Here is a 20,685-nt window from a genome sequence, read left to right as displayed (position 1 = left end):
TTCATTGTCCTTGCTCCCGGTATTTGCCAAGCGCCAGCGAGGTATTGAGGCCACCGAAGCCGAAGGAATTGCTCAGCGCAAAATCCACCCGGCGGCTGACCGCTTCGCCGGGGCAATAGTCGAGGTCGCACTGCTCATCGGCGTGGTGCAGGTTCACGGTCGGCGTGACCAGATCGTTCAGGCAGGCCAGGGCCGTGACAATGCATTCCGGCGCGCCGGCCGCCGCGATCAGGTGGCCGAACTGCGATTTGTTGGCGCTCACCGCCAGCGAGCGGTAGTGGCGCTGCTCGGCGAACACGCTTTTGATCGCCAGGGTTTCGGCCACGTCATTGAGCGGCGTGGACGTGCCGTGGGCGTTGATCAGGTCGATCTGCGCGGCGCGCAGTCCCGCGTCGTCCAGCGCCGCCTGCATGGCCAGCGCCGCACCCCGGCCTTGCGGTTGCGGCGCGGTGACCTTGTAGGCGTCCAGGCTGCTGCCGAAACCGAGCACCTCAGCGTAGGGCGTCGCCCCGCGCGCCAAGGCGTGCTCAAGGCTTTCGAGCACGACGAAGCCGCCGCCCTCGCCGGCGATCAGGCCGCTGCGGTCACGGTCGAACGGACGGCACAGATCGGCGCCCCAACGCTGCTCGCCCGACGCGGCGCCGAGCAGGTACAGCGCGGCCATGGTGTCGAGATTGAGCACCGAGTCCGCGCCGCCGGCCAGCGCCACGCTCACCTCGCCGCGGCGGATCATCTGGAACGCGTTGCCGATGGCCTGGGCCGCGCCGGCGCAGGCGCTGCTGATGTTGATCACCGGGCCTTCGCAGCCCAGGTCGTCGGCGATCACCCGGGCCAGGCGGTCGTTGCCCTGACGCAGCGAACCTTCTTCGCTCACCTGCGCCGCACGGTTCATCAGGTGCGACCAGTCCGCCTCGCGGCCGTCCGGGGCCTGGGCCAGCAACATGTCGGCAAGCATGTGCTGAGGCGCGCCGGACGCGCACAGCACGGCCGCACCGCGCAGTTGGTCGGGGGTCAGGCGACTGTCGGCCACCGCCTGGGTGGCGGCCACCCAGCCGAACCGACTGCGCCGCTCCAGCGGCATGTCCCAGGCCGGATGGCCTTGCAGCCGCTGCGGCATCAGCGCCATGTCGACGGCGGCCGCGTAGCGCACCGGAAACGGTTCCTCGCCAAGGTCTTCCGGTTGCCAGGGGCGCACGCAATGTTCGCCGCCGAGCATCTTTTCCCACAGGGTCTGCCATTCGAAACCGAACCCGGTCACGGCCCCCATGCCGGTAATCACAATCCGTGTCGCGCTCATGCGTACTTCTCCATGGGTTCACAGGCCAGCAGCAAGGCGCCCCAATGGCCGCCGCGACTGTGGCTGACCAGCAACGTGTAGCCGGGCTCCACCGCTTCCAGGCTTTGGTGCAGGGTCAGGGCCGCTTCGGTCAGCAGCGTGCTGGCGCCGAGGTCGCCGGTCATCGGCAGGATGCTGCGCACCGCCCTCGGCGGCGCGTCGAACAGCGCCTGCCAGTGCGGGTCGCCGGCATTGCCCACGACCAGGCCGACATCGCCGGGAAGCAGCCTTTCCTCGCTCAACGCCTGTTCGATGACCCGCCGCCCGACCGCTTGCGCCCGCTGCGGATCGCGGGTGTAGCCCCGGGCGAATCCGGCGACGCGCAACACCTGCCCGGCACCGGAGGGAGGGCTGGCGGACAGCAGCAAGGCAGCGGCGCCTTCACCGTGGACCGGCTCGCCCGACGGATCCGCCTCGCGCAGGTACAGCGCCGGCGTCAGGTTCGGGCTGCTGCTGACCACCAACGCCGCATCGGCGTTCTGCTCGCCGATCTGGCGGCTGGCTTCGATCAGCGCATCGAGTCCGGCGTTGTCACCGGAACAGAAACCGCCCATCGGTCCTTGGCATTGCAGCGCTTCGGCGACGTAGGCCATCACGCTGCTGTTGAGCAAGGTCAGCGCGTGCAACGGCGGCGTATTGGCCAACAGTTGCGCGACTTTTTTCTGCGGTTGCTCAGCGATGGCCCGCACCGCGTCCCAGCACGGGCTCGGCGCGTCGACCTCCGGAATCGCCGCCGTCAGGGCGATGCGCTCCGGCGGCAGGTTCAGGGCCGCAAGCGCCGGGGCCAGGCGGGCGGCGCAGTGCAGCAGGCGCAGGCCCTGGGGCTCGACGCTGCGTTGGATCTTGCGGTCGAACAGGTTGCCGGCCAGGCGCGGCGGCGCCAGCGCAAACGCCCGACGCTCAGCGTCGAAGGCCAACCGTTGCGCCGACGTCGGCGCGCCCAACAGATCGGCGCATTCGCTGCCGGCGGCGTTCAGCACGGCCGCCGCATGGATAAAGACGCTGTTCATCTCACGCCCTCCCCAGCAGCAGCGAACTGTTGATGCCGCCGAACCCGAAGGAATTGGACATCACCACGCTGATCGACTGCTGCAACGGTTCATCCAGGAACCGCAGCGCCGGGTAGTCGGCACGCTCGGGCTCATAGTTCAGCGTCGGCAACAGCACGCCGTCACGCAGGCTGATCAGCGACAGCACCGCCTCGATTGCGCCGCTGCCGGCCAGGGAATGGCCGACGGCGGACTTGTTGGCGGTGTAGGTCACATGGTCCTGGACATCGCCGAACACGCGCTGCAGGGCCAGGGCCTCGCAACTGTCGTTGGCCTGGGTGGATGTGCCGTGGGTGTTGACGTGCTGCACGGCGCTGCTCAGCAGGCCGGCGTCTTCGATTGCCGCTTCCATGCATTCCTCGTATTTGCTGCCGTCCCGGCTGCTGGAGGTCATCTTCTGGGCCTCGCACACGTTGGCGTAGCCCAGCACCCGACCGAGCACCTTGGCCTTGCGCCGGCGAGCATGCTCGGCGGATTCGAGCACCACCAGGGCCGCGCCTTCGCTGAGCACGAAGCCGCTGCGGTCGGGCATGAACGGCCGGCTCTGCTCGCTGGCCGGCAAGTCCGCCTGACAGATCGCGCCAAGGCTGTTGAACATGTAGTAAGGCAACTCGTTGGCCATCAACTCCACAGCGCCGCACAGTGCCAGATCGATCTCGCCGCGCTCGATGGCCCGGAACGCGCTGCCGATGGCCATGGTGCCGGCGGCGCAGGCGTCGGAGTGGGTCGAGACGTGATCGCGGATGCCCAGCCGCTCGGCCAGATCCTGAGTCTGCTGATCGACCCGCCGGGCAAACGCTGTGCCCGACGTCGCCGGACGCTCCAGCAGCCGGTCCAGGTCGACCTGACCCGCCTCGTCCATGCAACGGGCGACCCATTGCAGGTCATGGCTGTCGGCGCAGTACTTGTTGGCGCCCAGGAACAGCCCGCTGCGGCTGCGGGCGAAATCCGCCGGCGTCAGGCCCGCATGCTGCAAGGCCTGCCGGGCGACATAGTCGGCCAGCACACTTTGCCGCGGATGCTGCGCGGCGTTGCCGCCGAACCCCGCCGTGATCCGCTGCCACTGCTCGTCATCGATGAACCCGGCCGCACTGTTGCGAAACCCCAGCGCCTTGAACCATGGATGCTCGCGGACACAGGATCGCTTGCGGCTGATCCGCTCGAACAACGTGGCGGCGTCCAGCGCCATCGGCGCCGCCAGGCCGTACCCGCTCACACAGACTTCTCGTGCCCGCATGGGAACTCCTAGACCGCTTCTTTGACGTGGGAAGCCACAAAGCGCTCGACCAGTTGGCGGGACACCTCATCGCCGTCGGCCGGCGTCAGGCGCGCGCTGCAAGCGCCGCACACCACTTGCTGACGCTCGTTCAGCACGGCTTGATGGGCATTGCAGTCGGGGCAGGCCTTGGGCAGGTAGTTGAAGAGGTTGCGGCACTGCTGCGCCCAGTTGCGCACGGTGGTGGCGGCAAACACCTGGGCCGGTTGCATGCCGGCGTGGAGCTGGTCCGGGGCATAGGCGCTCAGGCTCTGCTCCAGCAACGCCTTGCCGCTTTCGGTGATGCGGCCGTTGGCCAGGAACTCGCTGGCGTCACCGCACACGGCAACGGCGTGATCCAGCACGCTGGTCTTGGGCAAGGTGCAGCCGTACTGGCGACCCAGCTGGAAGCTGAGGTCGACGATGTCCAGAGAATCGGCGCCCAGGTCTTCGACGATGCTGCTGTGCTCGTCGATGTCATCGGCGCCCATCACCAACAGTTGCGCAAGGATTTCGCGGGTGCTGGCAATGACGTTTTCCAAGTCCAATGGATTGTTCATCTTTATCTCCGTATATGTCGTGATTACTTCATGGATTCCGTCCGTGAGAAGTAACTTTTCCCACAACAACTTCTCACGCGGCGGCAATCTAAACTCTGACCTTAAGGGGAGAGTCAACGGACTTTCCGAAGTTTTTCGACCACTTGGCACGGACATACAAAAGAGCCTGCCCATCGCACCCCAATGGTGCAAACCTCAGGAGACACGACACATTTACTTAACAGAGACGGTATACGGTATGGCGCCGGCGCTGCTTCGCCAGGTGCTGCCGGTCGAACTAAAGCACTAACTTGAGCAGGCACTCTCCAGACGCATGAAGAAACAAAACCGGACAATTAAATAAGTTATAACTTCAGAACTTTTGCTCCACATCAATTCGACCTTCGCGCAACGCACGGCGTCAGGAAGAAGAACAGGGCCTGCGGCGCAACTGCGTTTATGGGCAACTGGATGTCGAGCGCAGACAACAGCACAGACAGCACGCGCTATAGGGTGCGGATTCCTTTCGTCCATTCCATTGCCGGAGTCCCCATGACCGCCACCGCCCCCATCACCGTTCTGCGCGACACCCACCCGCTGCCGGTTCTCGACGCCTGCAAATGGGAGAAGCTCGAAGGCGATCCGCACACCGTCAACCTCAACGCCTACACCAGCGAAGACGGCAGCAAGATCATGGGCACCTGGATCTGCACGCCGGGCAAATGGCGGGTGGATTACGTGAAATGGGAGTACTGCCACTTCCAGGAAGGCTATTGCATCATCACCCCGGACGGCATGGCGCCGATCCATCTGCGCGCCGGCGACATCTTCGTGGTCGAGCCGGGCATGAAGGGCACGTGGGAAGTGGTCGAGACCGTGCGCAAGTATTTCGTGTTCGCCTGACGCAAAAAAGCCGGGAGACCGCCCGACGCGGTTTCCCGGCAACACCTACTGCATTCTGACTGTCACTGCATCTGCAGCACTTGAGGCGTGGGGCTGACGACTACTGCGGCTTGCGGTAGCTGTTGACGATCGCCGAGAAGTCCTTGCCGCCCTCCCCGCGCTGGCTCATCGCCTGGTACAGCTGCTGCGCCACCGCGCCGAGCATCACCGGCTGGTGCGCCTGCCGCGCCGCTTCGGTGGCCAGGCCCAGATCCTTGAGCATCAGCTCCGCACCGAACCCGCCGGTGTAGCCTCGCGACGCCGGCGCCGTTTCGACGATGCCCGGCCACGGGTTGTACATCTCCGAACTCCAGCAGCGCCCGGTGGAACTGTTGATGATCCCGGCCAGCACTGTGGTGTCGATACCCAACGCATCACCCAACGCCATGGCCTCGCTGACCCCGACCATGGAAATGGCGAGCAGCAGGTTGTTGCAGATCTTGGCGATCTGGCCGGTGCCGACCTCACCGCAATGCACGATGTTGCGGCCCATTTGCGCCAGCACCGGTTGCAGGGTGGCGAACAGCTCCGGCGTGGCGCCGACCATGAAGGTCAGCGTACCGGCCGCCGCGCCGCCGGTGCCGCCGGAGACCGGCGCGTCCGCCATGGCCACGCCTTGCTTGGCGGCCGCAGCGGCCACATCGCGGGCGGTCTGCGGATCGATGGTGCTGCAATCGACCGCCGGCACGCCTTTGCCGATGCCGGCCAGCACGCCGTCCTCGCCCAACCAGACGCCGCGCACATGCACGGCGGCCGGCAGCATGGTAATCACCAGCTCAGCGTCCTTGGCCGCGTCCTTCGCGGTCGGGCGGATGGTGCCGCCCAGTTGCTCCAGTTCCGCCAGCACGGTCTTGTTCAGGTCCACCAGGTTCAGCGAGTGGCCGGCCTTGATCAGGTTGCGCGCCATCGGCGCGCCCATGTTGCCCAGCCCGATGAATGCGATTTTCATGGCCGGTTCCTCAGCGCAGGTTGATGGTGGTGTTCGGGCCGTCGTTGACGCTGTCGTCGTCGAACCAGCGCGCGGTCACGGTCTTGGTCTGGGTGTAGAACTGCACCACTTGCTTGCCGTACGGGCCGAGGTCGCCGAGCTTCGAGCCGCGCGAACCGGTGAAGCTGAAGAACGGCACCGGCACCGGGATCGGGATGTTGATGCCGACCTGGCCGACGTCGATCTCCGCCTGGAACTTGCGCGCCGCCGCGCCGCTCTGGGTGAACAGGCCGGTGCCGTTGCCGAACGGGTTGGCGTTGACCAGCGCGATGGCCTGGTCAAGGGTGTCAACTTCCAGCACCACCAGCACCGGGCCGAAGATTTCCTGGGTGTAGATCTGCATGTCGGTGGTCACCCCGGAGAACAGGGTCGGGCCGACGAAGTTGCCGTTCTCGTAACCCGGCACGCTGATGCCGCGGCCGTCCAGTTCGAGCTTGGCGCCTTCCTTGACGCCGCTTTCGATCAGGTCGAGGATCCTCGCCTTGGCCTTCTTCGAGATCACCGGTCCCACATCGGTGCCCGGCTCGCTGCCGGCGTTGACCTTGAGCTTCTGCGCCAGCGCCTTCAGGTCGGGCAGCCATTGCTTGGCCGCGCCCACCAGCACCACCACCGAGGTGGCCATGCAGCGTTGCCCGGCCGCGCCGAAACCGGCGCCGACCAGCGCATTGAGCGCCTGCTCGCGGTTGGCGTCCGGCAGCACCACGGCGTGGTTCTTGGCGCCCATCATCGATTGCACGCGCTTGCCGTGCTTGCCGGCCAAGTCATAGACGTGGGTGCCCACGGCGGTGGAACCGACGAAGGAGACCGCCTTGATGTCCTTGTGGGTGCACAGGCCGTCCACCACGTCCTTGCCGCCATGCACCACGTTGAGCACGCCGGCTGGGATGCCGGCCTCGATGGCCAGTTCCACCAGCAGCATCGTCGACAGCGGATCCTGCTCGGACGGCTTGAGCACGAAGGTGTTGCCGCAGGCGATGGCCATCGGGAACATCCACAGCGGAATCATCGCCGGGAAGTTGAACGGGGTGATGCCTGCGCAGACGCCGATCGGCTGGCGCAGGGTGTAGGTGTCGACGCCGCCGGCGACGTTCTCGGCGAACTCGCCCATTTGCAGGGAGCCGATGGAGCAGGCGTGCTCGACCACTTCCAGGCCACGGAAAATGTCGCCCTCGGCATCGGCGATGGTCTTGCCCTGCTCGGCGCTGAGCACCACGGCGATGCGCTTGGAGTGCTCGCGGATCAGGGCCTGCAGTTTGAGCATGATGCGCATGCGCGCGCCGATCGGGGTCAGTTTCCAGGTCTGGAAGGCGCGCTGGGCGGCGCTGACCGCGGCATCGACTTCGGCGGCGGTGGCGAACGGCACCCGGGCCAGGACTTGCTGGGTCGCCGGGTTGACGATGTCGTGCCACTCGGTGGTCTGCGATTCGACCCATTCACCGTCGATCAGCAGCTTGACCTTCTGGACCGTGGTGTCGTTGGGCGTGAGCGATGCGTTCATGCTGGTCTCCGGAACTTGTTTTTATCGTGGGAGCCAAGGCGAAAGGTCCGCCTTGGAAGGAGGCGTGTGCCGCACATTGGTTGTCGGACCGTTTTTGGAGTATAGATGTGCAAACTTCTAATAAGAACGCACATATAAGCCCGTCCATCATGCAAAAAAACATCACCTCGCTGGGGTCGCTGAACTGGGACGACCTCAAGTTCTTCCTCGAAGTCGCCCGCACCCGCAAGGCCAGCACGGCAGCCAAGCGCCTGGCGGTGGACTACACCACCGTGTCGCGGCGCATCGGTTCGCTGGAGGCGGCGCTGGGCACCTTGCTGTTCGAGAAGTCGCGCACCAACGGCTTCGTGCTGACCGCCGAAGGCCAGCGCCTGCTCAGTTACGCCGAATCGATCGAAAGCACGCTGCACATGGCCTGCGAGCAGGTGTCCGGCTCCGGCGTCGCGCTGTCCGGCCATGTGCGCATGGGCTGCACCGAAGGCTTCGGCAGTTTTTTCATCACCCCGCAGTTGAGCCGTTTCGTCGATGACTATCCGGCGATCTCGGTGGACATCCTGCCGCTGCCGCACTTCATCAGCCTGTCCAAGCGCGAGGCGGACATCGTCATCGCCCTGGAGCGGCCGGAGCACGGGCCTTACGTGTGCTGCAAGCTCTGCGACTACCGCCTGCAGCTGTACGCGACCCAGGAATACCTCGACCAGCACCCGCCGATCCGCCGCCCCGCGGATCTGAGCCAGCACCGGTTCATCAGTTATGTGGACGACCTGGCGTTCAGCTCCGAGCTTCTCTATCTGGCCAATGTGCTGCCCGGCGCCAACGCGCACCTGCGCAGCACCAGCGTGATCGCCCAATTCGTGGCGGCGCAGCAAGGGCGGTCGCTGGCGATCCTGCCGTGCTTCCTCGCCGCACAGGATCCACGCCTGCTGCCGGTGCTGCCGGAGGAAATCGACATCACCCGGCAGTTCTGGATGTACTGCCGGGAGGATCTGCGCAAGTTGAAGCGGATCACCCTGTTGTGGGATTACATCCGCGAAGTGACGGAGCGCAACCAGGCGCTGTTGATGGGGGAAAGCCGCGAGATGCGCTTTGCCGATTAGTCGGCGCTGACCACGATCGACACCCGGCGGTTTTCGTTGCGTCCGGTCGCGGTGGCGTTGGACGCCACCGGTTCGCTGCTGCCCAGTCCGCGCAGCTGGATGTTTTCTTCTTTCATGCCGACGGTTTTCAGGACTGTGCTGACGCTTTTGGCGCGGCGCAGTGAGAGTTGCTGGTTGTAGCCCTCCTTGCCCGAGGCGTCGGTATGGCCGTCCACCCGCACCCGCTCGATGCCGACGCCGGTCAGTGCCTTGCCGATGCGCTCGACGATCTCGGTGCTTTGCCGGTTCAGGCTGTCGTCATCGCTGCCGAACAGCACCTTGCCCGACAGGCCGAACTCCCAGCCGTCGTCGGTCAGCTCGAAGCCTTGCTGCTTGAGCACGGCGATCTGCTCCGGGGTGAGGCCTTTGGGCGGAACGGACTGGCAACCGGTCAGGGCCAGAACGGCCATCAGCAGCAAACTGGCAAACAATCGCAGGGGAAGTGAGAACACGGGATTCAGCTCCTGGTTTGAAGATTGACGACCGGATCCTCCGACCCGGCGGTGAACTGGGCGCCGCGGGACAGGCGCTTGGCCTGGTACATCGCCCCGTCGGCGGCATCGAGCAGCGCGCCGGGGGTGGCGCCATGATCGGGGTAGACCGCGATGCCGATGCTGAGCGACGTCACGACGCTGGTGTCGCCCGGCAATGCGATGGGCATGTCCATGCTGGCGAGGATCTTGTCGGCGATGCGCTCGGCGTCTTCGGTCTTGTGCAGGGGCGTGAGCAGGACAGCGAACTCGTCGCCGCCCAGGCGCGCCACCAGATCCTCTTCGCGCAACTGCGCCCGCACCCGGTTGGCCACCGCCACCAGCACCGCATCGCCGGCCGCGTGGCCGAAGTTGTCGTTGATGCTCTTGAACCGGTCGCTGTCGAGAAACAGCACCGCCACCCGCTCATGAAGCTTGTTGGCGCTGCGCAGGGCGCGGATCAGGCGGCCTTCGAAAAAGGCGCGGTTGGGCAATCCGGTGAGGCTGTCGTGGCTGGCCTGGTGGGCGAGGGTCTCGTTCTCGCTCTGCAGGTGCGTCTGCCACGACTCCAGCTCATCGAGCAGGGCATTGAAGTCGTTGCCCAGATTGTCGAGCTCGGCGATCCGCGCCGGCGGCACGCGCCGGTCCAGTGCCCGCTCGCTGCGGGCGGCGTGGGCGACGGCGGCGAGGCTGTGCAGCGGGCCGATGATCCCGCGCAACTGGCGGCGCGCCAGGTAGAGCGCGACCCAGGCGCTGATCGCCGTGCACAGGATGATGCCCGCCAGGCCGCTCAGCAAAAAGCGCATCAGGTTGCCGCCGTGGCCGGTGAGCAGAATGCGGCCGATCTCGCGGTTCTGATGCAGGATCGGCAAGTTGATGGGCTTTTCCAGAATGGTGCGGGCGAGCTGCATTTCCAGTTCGGAGATCAAGCCGTTTTCCGGGCGCTGCCAGCGGGCGAGCAACTGGCCTTCCTCGTCGATCACCTGAGCGTCCGCCACCTCTTCGGTCGAGGCGATCAGCGCCAGCGCCTCGGTGGCGGCCGCCTTGTCGTCGAACACCACAGCGGCTTCCACGGTGTAGCTGATCGAACGGGCGATCAAGTGCAGGTTATGGTCGGCATAGACCCGCAGCGCCAGCACGCCCAACAGGGTCAGGGAAACGCTGGCCATCGCCACCGCGACCAGCGCGACGATCAGGTGGCCGCGGCCGATCACCGCGCCGAGGGCCGGACGCCCCATGGATCGTTTGCGCTTCATGGCACCGCCGACTTGCGTCGAGACAGCTGCAGCACGCTCGGATGGATGCGCACGCCGCTGCGGGCCACGGAATCGAGGTTGACCTCGAAGGACACCTGCTCGTCGCCGACCCGCAGGCAGAACAGACTGCCGACCGTGCACTGGTCGCCGCCCTCGCTGATGCTCAGCACCGGATGGCCGGTCAAGGAGGCGAACAGGCGACTGCGTTCTTCTGCCGTGAGTTTGCCGATGTACACCGCATCGCACTCGCCGGCGATGGCCGGGCTGTCGGCCAGCAGCCGGCGCACGACCACCGGACGTCCCGTGGCCTGCGTGGTGCCTTTGACCAGGTCATCGGTGTATTCGGTGGGACCGACGATGCACAGACGCAATTGCGCCGGCTCGACCGGCCAGCGCGCATAGCTGAGGATGCCCAGGACCACCTGAGTGACCGACTTGGCCCGTTGCTCGGCCATGCCCGCCGGAGACTGCGGTTGGGCGACCGCCATGCCCGTCAGCAAACAGAGCAGGCCCACAAGCAACGCTTGCTTGCAGCCAACCACGCGCTCTGTGGCCCAGACAGCCAGCTTCATGCAGGGATTCTCTTGGATCGTCACAAAATGATGCCGCAACGATAGCACAGCGCAGGTACACCAGCGAGACGCCAGCCCCCTGACCGGTCGGTCAGTTCGCGCAGCCAAACGCCGCTGTCTTCACGCGCTGTGCCCGATCCCCTCCTCCAGTTCCAGCATCAGCCCGCTCAGTCGCTTGACCTTGCGTTGCACGGCCTCCTCGAACACGCCCTCTTGAGGTTCTATCAGGGTGAACCAATGCTTGGCCCGGGTGATGCCGGTGTAGATCAGCTCCTTGGTCAGCACCGGATTCAAGGCATCCGGCAGGATAAGGGCCGTGTGGGCGAACTCCGAGCCCTGGGACTTGTGCACGGTCATCGCGTAAACGGTCTCGACGTCGTTGAGCCGGCTCGGCAACACGAACCGCACGCCGCCGCGCCCGTCATTGCGCGGGAACGCCACCCGCAGCAGCGGCTTGCCCGCGTCGTCGCCGTCCTGCCCGGGCAACGACAACGCGATGCCGATGTCGCCGTTCATCAGCCCCAGCCCGTAATCGTTGCGGGTCATCAGCACCGGGCGCCCCTCGTACCACTGCTGGTCGCTTGGGATCAGGCGCGCCTTGAGCAAGGCCTCGGCGATGCGCAGGTTCAAGCCCTCGACGCCCCAAGGCCCCTTGCGCACGGCGCACAGCAGCTGGAAGGTGTCGAACGCCTGCAGGACTTCGCGCGCCCAGTCGGCCCATGCCGGCTGCTCCAGGGGCGTCCCCGCAGCCGGACGCCGATCGCGCAATACGTTCAGATAATGGCGATAGCCCTGGGGGCCCTCACCTCGCCCGTCGAGCACCAGGCGTTCCAGTTGATGGTGTTGCTCGTTCTTGAGCTGCAAGGCGAACACATCGCTATTGTTGCCGGCAGCGAGCACCCGTCGAGCCTCTTCCGGCATTTGCTGATTGACGCACCGTGCGAGCTGGCCGATGCCGCTGCCTTCGCCGAAACGCCGCGAGTGACGCAGCATCACCACCTGCTGGGCCAGCGGATACACCCCTTGGGTGTCCTCCTGAAGGCCGCTGTCCTGCAGGGACTCGCCGCTGACCGACTCCAGCCAGCACCGGGTCTCGGGGCTGTACCATCCGTTCTCGGCATCGCGGCACAGATCCCCCAGCACAGCCCCTGCCTCGACGGAGGCCAGCTGATCCTTGTCCCCCAGCAACACCAGCCGAGCCTGGGGCGGCAAGGCATCGAGCAGGTTGGCCATCATCTCCAGATCGATCATCGACGCCTCGTCGACCACCAGCACATCCAGCGGCAAGCGGTTGCCTGCATGGTGACGGAAGTGCCGGGTGCCGGGCCGGCTGCCGAGCAAACGGTGAACCGTGGTCACCTCCGTGGGGATCTTGTCCCGAACCGCTTCCGGGACCTTCAGCGATTGCACCTGCTGGCTGATGGACTCGGTCAAGCGCGCGGCCGCTTTGCCGGTGGGCGCGGCCAGACGGATCCGCAACGGCTGACCGGCCGTCACCGCCGGCGCCTGGAGCAAGGCCAACAGACGCACGACCGTCGTGGTCTTGCCGGTGCCGGGCCCTCCGGTGACGATGCTGAAGGCGCCCCGGACCGCCAAGGCACACGCCAGTTTCTGCCAGTCGACCACGGCGGATCCCTTCGCCGCGCCGAACAATCCATCGAGCTGCTGCGGCAGGTCGTCCGGGGTCGTTTCGGGCTGCGCGAGACGCAGGCGCAACGCGACATCGATGCGCCGCTCGTAGGACCAGTAACGCCGCAGGTACAGACGCTTGCCGGACAGCACCAACGGACGCTGCAACGCCGCTACGCCCGTATCCGCCGCCAACGCCACCAGCGGGCTGCCGGCCAGCACCTTGCACCAGTGGGGCCCCTCGACCGTGGCGAGCAACTGCGACGGCAACAGCCGCGCGCCCGTCTGCACATCGCCTTCGGGCGGCAGCGACAGGGCGAAGTCCGGCGCCTTGAGGGTTTCGAACACGTCCAGGCACACATGCCCGTGGCCGAGCTGGTGACTGGTGAGCGCCGCGGCAAGCAGCACCAACGGATCCCCCTCGGGCGCCAGCTCGTGAAGGAACGCCACAAATGCCTTGTCCAGTGCACGAAGCCAGCCGCGCTCGACCCAACGGGTCAGCAGGATCAGCAAGTCATCGGCACAGGTCAACGGTGCCAGGCCGGCCAGGCTGTCGGCGGCGAGCGGTGTGGGCAGCAAATCGGCGAACGTGCGGCTCATAGCAAGACTCCCTGTTCCCAGGCCGGTTCGCTTCTGGGTTCCGGTTTGCCCTGGAACATCCGGTCGAGGCGTTCGATCAGCTCCCGCGGCGGCCGAGTGAAGTATGCGCCCCGGCTGTTCGCCCGGCTGCCGCGCAGAAACAGGTACAGCGCACCGCCGACATGCCGGTCGTAGTCGTAATCCGCCAGACGGGCCTTGAGCTGGCGGTGAAGCGCCAACAGGTACAGGACATATTGCAGGTCGTAACGGTTGTCGAGCATCGATTGCTCCATCGCCTGATCGGTGTAGGCGGTGTCGTCGGCACCGAGCCAGTTGGACTTGTAGTCCGCCACGTAGTAACGGCCATCGTGTTCGAACGTCAGGTCGATGAACCCCTTGAACATACCGTTGAGCTGCACCTCTTCGGCGGCGGCCCGTGCCACGCCACGGTGGGTGAACTGGCGCACCAGGCCATCCAGCTTCGCCACGTCGACCTTGTGGCTGGCGAACCAGAACTCCATCTCCACCCGGTACTGGCGCAACCCTTCGAGCACCACCGGCGGCTGTTCGCCAACGGGCAGGGGCGACTTGAGCAGGTGCCGCAACCATTCGCTCAAGGTCACGATCCAGGACTCCCAGCCACGTCGGCTGCAACGCCTTGCGACCGCATCCTTCAGCGCGTCGCCGGACACGGCAAAACCTTCCTCGCCCGCCCACTCCAGAAGGCCGTGCAGGAACGTCCCCGGATTGGGGCCACGGGGGAAACGGTGGATATCGGCGCCTCCTTCGACGGTCTCCTGTGGCGCATCGGGGTCGAGGCGCTCATCGTCGAACAGCTTCTGCGCCTGCGGACTCTCGGGCGCTTCCTCCGGGCCATCGCTCAACACATCACTGATGCGCAAGGCGCTGTAGGACGCGATCCACCAGTTCTCGCTGGCTCTGCGTGCCGGCATCAGCACCGGACGCAGCGTCGCGTCGTCGCCCGGAGGCTGGTAATGCTCGTCGGTCGCCAGGGGCATCGCCTCGAGACTGAGCGAGGAGTTGCCTTGCCGCAGGTCCTCCAGCCACCGGGTCAATCCTGCGGACTCGGCCAACGGCGTACCGCCGCCCAACAGGTAACCCAATGCGGACAGGTGCAGCACCGAACCGTTGCTGTTGCCGCGTTTGAGATCCGTCACCCCCAGCCAGCAAGCATGCTGCGCACGGGTCAGCGCAACGTAGAGCAGGCGCAGATCCTCCGCCAGACGTTCGTCGTCCGCCAGGGCGACCAGCTCCGCCGTGGGTTTGAGGCTCACCTGCGCCTCGCCCTGTGCATCGTGGTAATGCAGCGGGAGACGGCTGCCGTCCACCGGTTTCGCCGAGCAGATGAACGGCAGAAAGACCAGCGGATACTCGAGCCCCTTGGATTTGTGGATGGTCACCACCTTGACCAGTTGCTCATCGCTTTCCAGGCGCAGGATCTGTTCCTCGCCCGCCTGCCCGGACAACACCAGATGCTCGGCCAGGTGCCGGATCAGCGCCTGTTCGCCGTCCAGTTCGGCGGCGGCCTGCTGCAGCAGCTCCGACAGATGCAGCAGGTTGGTCAGCACCCGCTCCCCGTCGCTGCGCGCCATCAATGTCTGCGGCAGACGGAAGTCGTGCAGCAGTCGCCGCAGCATGGGCAGCACGCCTTGCTTGCGCCAGAGTTCACGGTATCCGCGAAACTGCATCACCCGGTTTTCCCAGGCCCGTTCGTCACGGTTGAGGCGCTCCAGCTCCAGCAGCGGCAGGTTCAGCGTGACGCAGGCCAAGGCCGCCTTGAGCGAGCGTTCGACGTCCGGTTCGGCGCAGGCCTTAAGCCAACCGAGCAGGTCACGGGCCTCCTGGGCGGCGAAGACCGAGTCCTTGTCCGACAGGTAAACGCTGCGCACGCCGCGTTTCGCCAGTTCGTCGCGCACCGCCTTGGCCTCCTTGCCGTCGCGCACCAGGATCGCGATGTCCGCCGGCCTCAGCCCCCTGAATGCCTTGCCCTCTTGCGCGAAGCCCACTTGCCCGGTCTGCCCGCCATTGAGTCGGAACACGATCTCACTGGCGCAGGCCGCCGCGAACTGCTGGCGATAGACCGCACCGGACAAGGGCTGATCGACGGACAACTGCCAGAGGTTGAGCGCAGCGACATCCTGCCCCGACACTTGCAGCCGCTCCGTTCGCCCCTGGGCCTTCACGGACTGGAACGGCACCGGGTTGTCACCGTCCTTCTCCCGGAACAGAAACGCGCCTCGCCCTCCCTCCCGGGATTCGGCATGGTCGAACACATGGTTCACCGCATCGACCATGCCGTGGCTGGAGCGGAAGTTGGTGTCCAGCGTATGCCACCGGCCGGCGGTGGCCTGCCGGGCCCGCAGATAGGTGTGGATGTCGGCGCCGCGGAAGGCATAGATCGCCTGCTTGGGGTCGCCGATCATGAACAGCCCGGTCTCGGGATCGTTGTCCCCGATGCGGTAGATGCTGTCGAAGATCCGGTACTGCACCGGGTCGGTGTCCTGGAACTCGTCGATCAGGGCGACCGGGAACTGCTCACGGATCAGCGTGGCAAGGCGCTCTCCGCCGTCGGCACGCAATGCCGCGTCCAGGCGCAGCAACATGTCGTCGAAGCCCATCTCGGCCCGGCGGCGCTTCTCGGCCTCGAAGCGGGCACCGACCCATCCGGCGGCATGCACCAGCACGGCGGCATCAGGCGTGGGCAACGCGTCGAGGCTCGCCTTGAGCGTCAACATGGCCTCCAGCCCAGGATGGCTTGGAGGTACGCCTTTCCAGGCCTCGGCCATGCCATCGGGGGTGAGACGGGTGAACCCTGTGCCGATGTCGAGTTGTTCGAGCGCCTCGTCTTCGGCCCACGCCGTGAGCTTCTCGAACCACGGTTCGAAGTAACGGGCCTGCATCTTGCGGCCGTCGACCGCTTTGCCCGCAACGCCCTCGTGGCAGATCGCAAGCAGCTCGGGGGCCCAACGCCGCCAAGGCGTTTTCAGCTCAAGCATCGCCGCTCGCCGTTGCTGCAGGCATTCTTCGATCAGTTCGGCCGGCGTCTTGCTCTCGTCGCCTTCATGGACGCTGGACAGCAGGCCCCGTATCCGCGGCAGCAAGGCCGCAGGCCCGCCCCAGTTGCTGCGCACCCAGTTCAGGGCATCGCCTTGCATCGGATAGCAGAACAGACGCCAGTAATCGCGCAGCACCTCGGCGAGCAGCTCTGTGTGGTCGGTCTCCAGCGTCTGGGTGAACAAGCTCCCGCTGTCGAAGGCATGCTCGCGCAGCATGCGCTGGCACCAACCGTGGATGGTCGACACGGCGGCCTCGTCCATCCACTGCGCGGCGACGTCCAGGCGACTGGCGCAGCCGGGCCAGCGCTGCGGATCGAATTGTTCGCGCAGGGCTTCGATCAAGGCGTCCGGCGCCGGCGTCTCGTCGCGGAAGAAGCGCGCGGCATCGGCCAGGCGGGTGCGGATCCGCTCACGCAATTCTTTGGTGGCGGCATCGGTGAAGGTCACCACGAGAATCTGCGGCGGCAGCAGCTCACGGCCGAAGCCTGACTGCTCGCCCCCATGGCCGAGGATCAGCCGCAGGTAAAGCGCAGAGATGGTGAAGGTCTTGCCGGTGCCGGCACTGGCTTCGATCAGCTGGCTGCCATGCAACGGAAAGGTCAGGGCCAGAGGCGTATTTGCGGTCATGGACGGTTCCCCTCTTCGCTCAACGAACGCCAACCGGCCTCAAGCAATGGGCGATACAAGGCACCGCACCAATCCGGAAAGGTTTCGTCGGCCGCCAACGCATCGAAGTCAGCGAACTGACGGACGAGGGCCGGGCTTTCGCCTCGCTCGCCCTCGCTGGTCAGGCCGTCCCCTTCATAGGCCTTTCGGGCAGCGGCTGCGGCCTTGAGCGGATCGCTCTGGGTCAGCCACGCGAAAGCGGTCTTCACGGCGACGGGCAGCGGCTGACGCATCCCCGTCTGCCAGGCAAGCAGCATGTCTTCCAGGATTCGCCAGGCGCTGTCCGACGCGATGGGATCGAGCAGCAGCGAGTCATCGCTGGCCACCAGTGCGGTCGTCAAGGACACGCCGTTGGCACAGGCCAACACATGATTGACCCACGGTTTGGTCAGACGATGCCATTTGCGGTTCCTGACCGATCCGATGCCGTTGGGGATGGTGGTGACGGACAGAAGCCCGCCGTCCGCCCGCTGATGCAGTCCGCCAAGCCATCCCTCAAGGCGCAGCGCCTGCCATTCGAGACTGACCGGAATGGCGCCCGTCAGCGGCGTCGGCCACAAGGCCAGCAACTGCCCATAGCGTTGCAGCAGGTTCGGCAGCGGCTCGATCAACTCCCGCTGCAGGCACTCGCCGAACCCGGCCATCGGCAACAACCCGCTGTTCTGCAGACGACGGGCCTGCGTCTCCAGCGCCGTTGCCGCGTCGTCCGGGTGCCCCAGTGCGGCTTCCAGCAGGTTGTCGCTCAGGGTGTAGCGTTGCAAGGCGTCCAGCACGAAAGGTTCTTCGTCCGCCAGTGGCGCCTGGGCAGATTCAAAATGGACCTTGAGCCTTTGGGTAAAGAAATGGCGAACCGGATTGCGCAGAAAGTCCTGCAGCAACGCCGGGCTCAGGGGCTCCTCCGGCACATGGGGCTCAAGCATCGGCGTGACGGCGCCGGGTTCCTGGCGCTCATGCAGAGTCCGCCATTCGCTGGCATAGCTGAACAGCGCTCGCCCTTCCTGAAAGTAGCGCGAACTGAATGGCTGCAGAGGATGTTCCTCGGTGAGGACGTGCACCAGGCTCTCGGCAGTGTCGCCCAGGTGCCAGCCGCTGGCGATATGGTCGCGCAACTGGCCGATCAGCACGGAAGGAGGACGTTCGCTGTTGTCGCGAATGCTGCGTCCGACCCAACTGATGTAGAGCTGATGACGCGCGGACAGCAGGGCCTCGAGCAACAGGTAGCGGTCGTCTTCGCGTCGCGAACGGTCGCCCGGCCGGTAGTCGCTGCCCATCAGGTCGAAATCCAGGGGAGGCTGCGCCCGCGGATAGTCTCCGTCGTTCATGCCCAGCAGGCAAACGAGCTTGAAAGGAATGGCGCGCATCGGCATCAGTGTGCAGAAGTTCACGGCACCGGCGAGAAAGCGCTGGGACAAACGCCCCTGATCCAGCCCCGCCAGCCAGGCTTCCCGAACGACGGTCAGTGGCAGCTCGTCCTCCAGCCTCACAGCGTCGCAGGTTTCCAGCCAGGTCTCCCGCAGATCCTCGAGCTGGGTGATCAGGTACTCATCGTGTTCATCGCCGGCCTTGAAGAACACTTGCATCAAGGCCTGCAACCGGCGCCCCCACTCCTCAGGTCGCGCTGGCTGCATGAACTCCCGGTGGGCAAGCTCCAATGCATCCAGCAGGGCGACGAGGGGGCCGATCAGCGCAGCGTCCAGGCCGCCGATCTCATCGTAAGGCTCGATCTGTTCGTAGGCATCGGAATGTCCGACCGCGTAACCGAGCAGCATCCGGCGCAAACCGAAGCTCCAACTGTTTTGCTCGAGTTCGCCCGGAAGGCCCAGTCCGGCACGCTGCCGGGCGTTCAGGCCCCAACGTACTCCGGCACCTTCGATCCAGCGGTGCAAGGTGGGCAGATCACGCTCGTGCACCCCGAAACGCAAGCGCAAGGCCGGCACATCCAGCAGATCCAGGATCTCGCTGACCGGGAAGCGGCTGTCCGGCAGCTTGAGCAGATGCTCGACCGCGATCAGCAGCGGCTCGCGTCCGCGCTGGCCCTGGTCCGTCAATGTGAAAGGAATGAAACGCGGGTCGCGGCGGTCGAGCTGGCCGAACACCGCCCGGATGTGGGGCGCATAGCTGTCGACGTCAGGCACCATCACGATCACGTCGCGGGGACGCAAACCGGGGTCGGCACTGAAGCGGGCCAGCAACTGGTCGTGGAGAATCTCCACCTCACGCTGGGCACTATGGGCGACGTGAAAACGGATGGACTCGTCCTGCTCCGGAACAACGGCGGGCCAACGCTCACGCGTCTCATTGAGGGGGCGCAACTCGAGGATGTCGTCCTGCAATTGATTGAGCAGCGTATGGGGCTGCGTTTCGCTGAACAGGTCGATGCGCCCATCCCGAAAGGCCGCACGGTAGCTGTCGGGCTCATCATAGCTGTCGAGCAGGTTGATGTAGTCGCGCCCTTGCTTGCCCCAGGCGGCCAGCAGCGGATGGGCATGCTGATGCAGGGAATCCGGATCAAGGACCACGGGCATGCCGGTCTTGCGTGTCTGACGCTTGTACTGGTGCCGCAGCAGGTCCTTGTCGGCGACGATGTCGGCCCAGTGGTGCCGGCACGGGTTGTGGACACACAGCAGCACCTGACTGAAACGGGCCAGCCCTGCCAGCGCCTCCAGAACCTGGGCGGGCAGCGAAGAGATCCCGAAGACGATGACCCGGGGAGGTATGGCGGCAGGCGCGCTCTCAAGGTTGTTGATGCGCTCGATGAACCGTTGATGAACCCCCGCCCGACTCTGGGCCATGCCCTCTGCACCTACGTCGTCGAGCAACGCACGCCAAAGCTCGGCTTGCCAGCAACTGGCCGGCGGCAGCGGTTTGATCTCGCCTCTGACGCTGCGCAGTTGATGACGGCCCTCGGCCCAGTCCTCGAGCCAGTCGGCACGGTACACCTGGTATTGGTCGAAGAGATCGGCGAGGCGCTCGGAAAGCTGATAGCGCTTACGCAAGTCGGTGTCACGGGTGAGGAATCGCTGAAGCGGCTCGAAGTGCGGTCGCTCGATGACCTGCGGCAGCAGACGCATCAACCGCCATGTCAACGGGGCCTTGTCGAGCAAGGACTTTGCCGGAATCTCGTCCCGCCCCAGCACCGTACGGTAGAGCTGCCACATGAAGCTGCCCGGCAATTGCACGTCGATGGCGGCGGCGATGCCGCAACCGCCCGAGTCATCCTCGCCGGGCTCCTCGGCCAGTGCCAGCTTCAGCCACTGGGCGATGCCGTTGCTTTGCACCAAAGCGATCTCATTCTCCAGAGGTGCCAGCGGATAACGCCGCATGACGCTCACCACCAGACTGCGCAGCTCGTCCAGGCTGTTGCTCTGAACAACCATGAATGCAGGGTTGAGGGACTGGGCGTCCGGCATGGAGGATTCCTTGGAGAAGAACAAAACCAGGGCAGAACATTAGCACTGTCGACTGATTGTGACAGCCGGACGGAGGCTGGGTGTGCTGTACGAACTTTCCTGCGGGCAAAACAAAACCCCAACCGCTTTCGCAGTTGGGGTTCCGGAATTTAATCTTGACGATGACCTACTCTCACATGGGGAAACCCCACACTACCATCGGCGATGCATCGTTTCACTTCTGAGTTCGGGATGGGATCAGGTGGTTCCAACGCTCTATGGTCGTCAAGAAATTCTGTGTGCC

14 protein-coding genes and 1 rRNA gene are annotated in these 20,685 nt (G+C 65.5%); 2 read left to right on the top strand and 13 right to left on the bottom strand.

What is annotated here, in order from left to right:
* Window position 1: 1 nt before the first annotated feature.
* The 4 genes from CAG31_RS04570 to CAG31_RS04555 are packed head-to-tail and all read right to left on the bottom strand — an operon-like array spanning window position 2 to window position 4,200.
* Window positions 2-1,297 (bottom strand): beta-ketoacyl-[acyl-carrier-protein] synthase family protein, encoded by a 1,296-nt coding sequence (locus CAG31_RS04570; RefSeq protein WP_085578328.1) that lies wholly within the window; start codon window positions 1,295-1,297, stop codon window positions 2-4.
* Window positions 1,294-2,346, bottom strand: a complete 1,053-nt coding sequence (locus tag CAG31_RS04565) for a beta-ketoacyl synthase (protein WP_085578326.1) — start codon at window positions 2,344-2,346, stop codon at window positions 1,294-1,296. Before CAG31_RS04565 ends, CAG31_RS04570 begins: the two co-directional genes overlap by 4 nt.
* A gap of 1 nt (window position 2,347) precedes the next feature.
* Complete coding sequence (locus tag CAG31_RS04560; RefSeq protein WP_085578324.1) at window positions 2,348-3,622, bottom strand: beta-ketoacyl-[acyl-carrier-protein] synthase family protein; 1,275 nt, start codon at window positions 3,620-3,622, stop codon at window positions 2,348-2,350.
* A gap of 8 nt (window positions 3,623-3,630) precedes the next feature.
* Window positions 3,631-4,200 carry an acyl carrier protein gene (locus CAG31_RS04555; protein WP_085578322.1) on the bottom strand — a complete coding sequence of 190 codons (570 nt, stop codon included), beginning with the start codon at window positions 4,198-4,200 and terminating at the stop codon, window positions 3,631-3,633.
* 531 nt (window positions 4,201-4,731) lie between these two features.
* Between CAG31_RS04555 and CAG31_RS04550 the strand changes: the two genes are divergently transcribed.
* The gene (locus CAG31_RS04550; protein ID WP_003221437.1) at window positions 4,732-5,082 is read left to right on the top strand and encodes a cupin domain-containing protein; all 351 of its coding nucleotides are present in this window, start codon (window positions 4,732-4,734) and stop codon (window positions 5,080-5,082) included.
* Window positions 5,083-5,182: 100 nt separating this feature from the next.
* On the opposite strand, the gene mmsB is transcribed toward CAG31_RS04550, so the two are convergent.
* Both mmsB and CAG31_RS04540 read right to left on the bottom strand, forming a co-directional pair.
* Window positions 5,183-6,070, bottom strand: coding sequence for a 3-hydroxyisobutyrate dehydrogenase (mmsB, locus tag CAG31_RS04545; protein WP_085578320.1), 888 nt, complete (start codon window positions 6,068-6,070; stop codon window positions 5,183-5,185).
* 10 nt (window positions 6,071-6,080) lie between these two features.
* Window positions 6,081-7,607 (bottom strand): CoA-acylating methylmalonate-semialdehyde dehydrogenase, encoded by a 1,527-nt coding sequence (locus CAG31_RS04540; RefSeq protein WP_085578318.1) that lies wholly within the window; start codon window positions 7,605-7,607, stop codon window positions 6,081-6,083.
* 149 nt (window positions 7,608-7,756) lie between these two features.
* On the opposite strand from CAG31_RS04540, the gene CAG31_RS04535 reads away from it, so the two are divergent.
* Window positions 7,757-8,704 carry a LysR family transcriptional regulator gene (locus CAG31_RS04535; RefSeq protein ID WP_085578316.1) on the top strand — a complete coding sequence of 316 codons (948 nt, stop codon included), beginning with the start codon at window positions 7,757-7,759 and terminating at the stop codon, window positions 8,702-8,704.
* On the opposite strand, the gene CAG31_RS04530 is transcribed toward CAG31_RS04535, so the two are convergent.
* From CAG31_RS04530 to rrf, 7 genes are all read right to left on the bottom strand, one after another.
* On the bottom strand, window positions 8,701-9,153 hold the full coding sequence (locus CAG31_RS04530) for an OmpA family protein (RefSeq protein ID WP_170929987.1): 453 nt from the start codon (window positions 9,151-9,153) through the stop codon (window positions 8,701-8,703). The genes CAG31_RS04535 and CAG31_RS04530 overlap by 4 nt on opposite strands.
* A 47-nt stretch (window positions 9,154-9,200) precedes the next feature.
* Entirely contained in the window at window positions 9,201-10,469 is a 1,269-nt protein-coding gene (locus CAG31_RS04525) for a diguanylate cyclase domain-containing protein (RefSeq protein WP_085578312.1), read from the bottom strand.
* Complete coding sequence (locus tag CAG31_RS04520; protein ID WP_085578310.1) at window positions 10,466-11,041, bottom strand: YfiR family protein; 576 nt, start codon at window positions 11,039-11,041, stop codon at window positions 10,466-10,468. The genes CAG31_RS04525 and CAG31_RS04520 overlap by 4 nt, the downstream gene beginning before the upstream one ends.
* A gap of 120 nt (window positions 11,042-11,161) precedes the next feature.
* The gene (gene recD, locus CAG31_RS04515) at window positions 11,162-13,270 is read right to left on the bottom strand and encodes an exodeoxyribonuclease V subunit alpha (protein ID WP_085578308.1); all 2,109 of its coding nucleotides are present in this window, start codon (window positions 13,268-13,270) and stop codon (window positions 11,162-11,164) included.
* Window positions 13,267-16,953, bottom strand: coding sequence for an exodeoxyribonuclease V subunit beta (gene recB / locus CAG31_RS04510; RefSeq protein ID WP_085578306.1), 3,687 nt, complete (start codon window positions 16,951-16,953; stop codon window positions 13,267-13,269). The genes recD and recB overlap by 4 nt, the downstream gene beginning before the upstream one ends.
* Window positions 16,950-20,402, bottom strand: coding sequence for an exodeoxyribonuclease V subunit gamma (gene recC / locus CAG31_RS04505; protein ID WP_085578304.1), 3,453 nt, complete (start codon window positions 20,400-20,402; stop codon window positions 16,950-16,952). Before recC ends, recB begins: the two co-directional genes overlap by 4 nt.
* A 153-nt stretch (window positions 20,403-20,555) precedes the next feature.
* A 5S ribosomal RNA gene (rrf, locus tag CAG31_RS04500) occupies window positions 20,556-20,671 on the bottom strand.
* Between the last annotated feature and the right edge of the window lie 14 nt (window positions 20,672-20,685).

This window comes from Pseudomonas sp. R25(2017), assembly GCF_002112565.1.
GTDB classification, from domain to species: domain Bacteria; phylum Pseudomonadota; class Gammaproteobacteria; order Pseudomonadales; family Pseudomonadaceae; genus Aquipseudomonas; species Aquipseudomonas ekonensis.
Note: the sequence above shows the minus strand (reverse complement) of the source record. Positions and strands in the feature narration are given on the sequence as shown.